At 74.4% G+C, this 2979-nt stretch carries 1 protein-coding gene; it reads left to right on the top strand.

Annotated features, from left to right (window positions below; translation table 11 throughout):
- Nucleotides 1-17: 17 nt before the first annotated feature.
- Nucleotides 18-2979 (top strand): type I polyketide synthase (locus Acy02nite_RS45710; protein ID WP_203756461.1); only part of this gene is annotated, 2962 nt, incomplete at its 3' end.

Here is a 2979-nt window from a genome sequence, read left to right on the forward strand (position 1 = left end):
CCCGGTTGATGGATCCGATGCTCGATGACTTCCGGGCGGCCATCGCGACACTGCCGAACGCCGAGTACTGGGTCGCCCACGTGCGTGACACGGTCCGCTTCGGCGACACCATCGCGAACCTGGACGCCGACCGGGTGCTTGAACTGGGTCCGGACACCGTGCTGGCCACGCTGGCTCGTGAGGCCGACATCGTCGCCGTGGCCGCGATGCGCCGCGACCGTGACGAGGTGCAAACCCTGCTCACGGCGGTGGCGGAGCTCTGGGTGCACGGGCAGCACGTCGACTGGAACGCTGTCGTGGGGGACGGCCCGGTGGCTCCGGTACCGACCTACCCCTTCCAGCACACGCGGTACTGGCCGCGCCCGCGGACCGGCAACCGCGGCGACGCGAGCGGCCTCGGGCTGGCCGAGACCGGGCACCCGCTGCTCGGCGCCGCGATCGAGGCGCCCGACACCGTGTCGACGCTGTTCACCGGGTCGCTCTCGCGGCGTGCCCACCCGTGGCTGGCCGACCACGTCGTCCAGGGCCGGGTGATCGTTCCCGGCACCGCGTTCGCCGAGATGGTCCGTGCCGCCGGTGACCGGGCCGGCGTCCCGGTCGTCGAGGAACTGGTGTTGCAGGCGCCGCTGCCGCTTCCCGAGCGCGGCGGTGTCCAGCTACGGGTCACCCTGGCCGGGCCGGACGCGGACGGGCGCCGTCCGGTGACCGTCCACGCCCGCGCCGACGAGGACGAGCCGTGGATCACGCACGCCACCGGTGTGCTCGCGGCTGCCGGCGAACTCGTGTCCGAGGTGCCGGGGGAGTGGCCGCCGGCCGGCGCCGACCCGGTCGAGCTGGACGGTTTCTACGCCGAGACGGCGGCCGGTGGCCTGGCCTACGGCGAAGCCTTCCAGGGCCTGCGAGCGGTGTGGCGGCGTGGTGACGACGTCTTCGCCGAGGTCGAGCTCGATCACGCGACCGGTGGGTACGGCGTGCACCCGGCGCTCTTCGACGCGGTGCTGCACGCCATCGGCGCGGGCGGGCTGGTCACCGACGGGGAGACGCGGCTGCCGTTCGCGTTCACCGGCTTCCGGGTGACCGGCCCGGCCGGCGCCCGCGTCCGCGCGGTTCTCCGGCCCACCGGGAACTCAGTGCGGATCACCGTGCTCGACGAGTCCGGCACCCCGGTCGCCGAGGTCGGCGGACTGGTGCTGCGGCCGATCGCCGCGGCGCGTGCCGAGGACGCCGCGTCCCGGCTGCTGTTCGGTGTGGAGTGGGTGCGTCAGGACGTCGAGGGGCGTCCCGCTCCCGCGATCGTTCTCGGTCAGGCGCTGCCCGAGCCGGTCGACACCCTCGTGGTCGACGCGACCGCGCCGGGCCCGGCCATCGAGCGGACGAGCGCCCTGCTGACACTCCTGCAGACCTGGCTGGCCGACCCGGCGTGGGCGTCGTCCCGGCTGGTGGTGCGCACGTCCGGCGAGGACCCGGACGGCGCCGCGCTGTGGGGACTCGTGCGCAGCGCCCAGTCGGAGCACCCCGATCGGATCCACCTGCTGGACGGCCCGTGCGACGAGTTCTACCCGGTGCCGCAGGCGCGGGTCCGTGGCGGCGAGGTCTTCGTGCCCCGCCTGGCCCGGGTCAGTGCGAGCGGCACGCCCGACCTGGGTGACGGTGCGGTGGTGGTGACCGGTGCGACCGGCACGCTCGGGCGTCTGGTGGCCGAGCATCTGGTGCGGGCTCACGGCGTACGCGAAATGATCCTGATGTCGCGGTCGGCGAAGCCGACACACATCGAGGGAGCTTCGGTACGGGCGGTCGCCTGTGACCTCGGGGATGCCGACGCGGTGGCCTCGGCGCTGTCGGGGGAGCGGATCTCGGCGGTGGTGCACGCGGCCGGGGTGCTCGACGACGCGCTGCTGACCGACCTGACGCCGGAGCGGCTGCGGACGGTGTTCCGGGCCAAGGTGGACGCGGCTCGCAACATCGTCGCCGCCACGAGCGGGCTGACAGCGCTGGTGTTCTTCTCCTCGGCGGCCGGGATCTTCGGCAACGCCGGGCAGGGCAACTACGCGGCGGCCAACGCGTTCCTCGACGCCTACGCGGAACAGCTGCGCGCCGAGGGCATCCCGGCCACCTCCCTGGCCTGGGGCCTGTGGGACGCCGGCATGGGCGGCGAACTGAGCGAGGCCGAGAAGGCGCGGGCCCGGCAAGGCGGCATCGTGCCGCTGACCGCCGAGCAGGGCCTGGCCGCCTTCGACGCGGCGCTCGGCAGCGGCCGCGCCACGATCGCGCCGCTCGCCCTGGACATCGCGCCGATGCGTGACGCCGCCGCGGCCGGCCTGCTCCCGCCGATGCTGGCCGGGCTGGTCCGCGTGCCGGTGCGCCGCACCGCGGACAGCGGCTGGGCCCGCCGGCTCGCGGTGATGCCCGCCGAGCGGCGGGAACGGGCCGTGCTCGACCTGGTCCGCACGCACGTCGCCGCGGTGCTCGGGCACGCCGGGCCGGAGGCGGTCGAGGCCGGGCGCGCCTTCCAGGAGCTGGGCTTCGACTCGCTCACCGCGGTCGAGCTGCGCAACCGCCTGGCCACCGTCACCGGGCTGCGGCTGGCGTCCACCCTGGTCTTCGACTATCCGAACGCCGAGGCTCTGGCCGCGTACCTGACCGGTGAGATCGCGGGTGAGGAGAACGAAACCATCGTCGCGGTCACCGCGGCGGCGCTCTCCGACGAGCCGATCGCGATCGTCGGCATGGCGTGCCGCTTCCCGGGTGGGGTGAGCAGCCCCGACGAGCTGTGGGACCTGGTCGAGTCCGGACGCGACGGCATCGTGCCGTTCCCCGACGACCGCGGCTGGGACCTGGAGAACCTGTACCACCCGGATCCCGACCACCCGGGCACGTCGTACTCGCGTGAGGGCGGCTTCCTGCCGGGCGCGGCCGACTTCGACCCCGGCCTGTTCGGAATCTCGCCGCGCGAGGCCCTGGCGATGGACCCGCAGCACC

It is taken from the genome of Actinoplanes cyaneus, from assembly GCF_016862095.1.
Lineage (GTDB): Bacteria > Actinomycetota > Actinomycetes > Mycobacteriales > Micromonosporaceae > Actinoplanes > Actinoplanes cyaneus.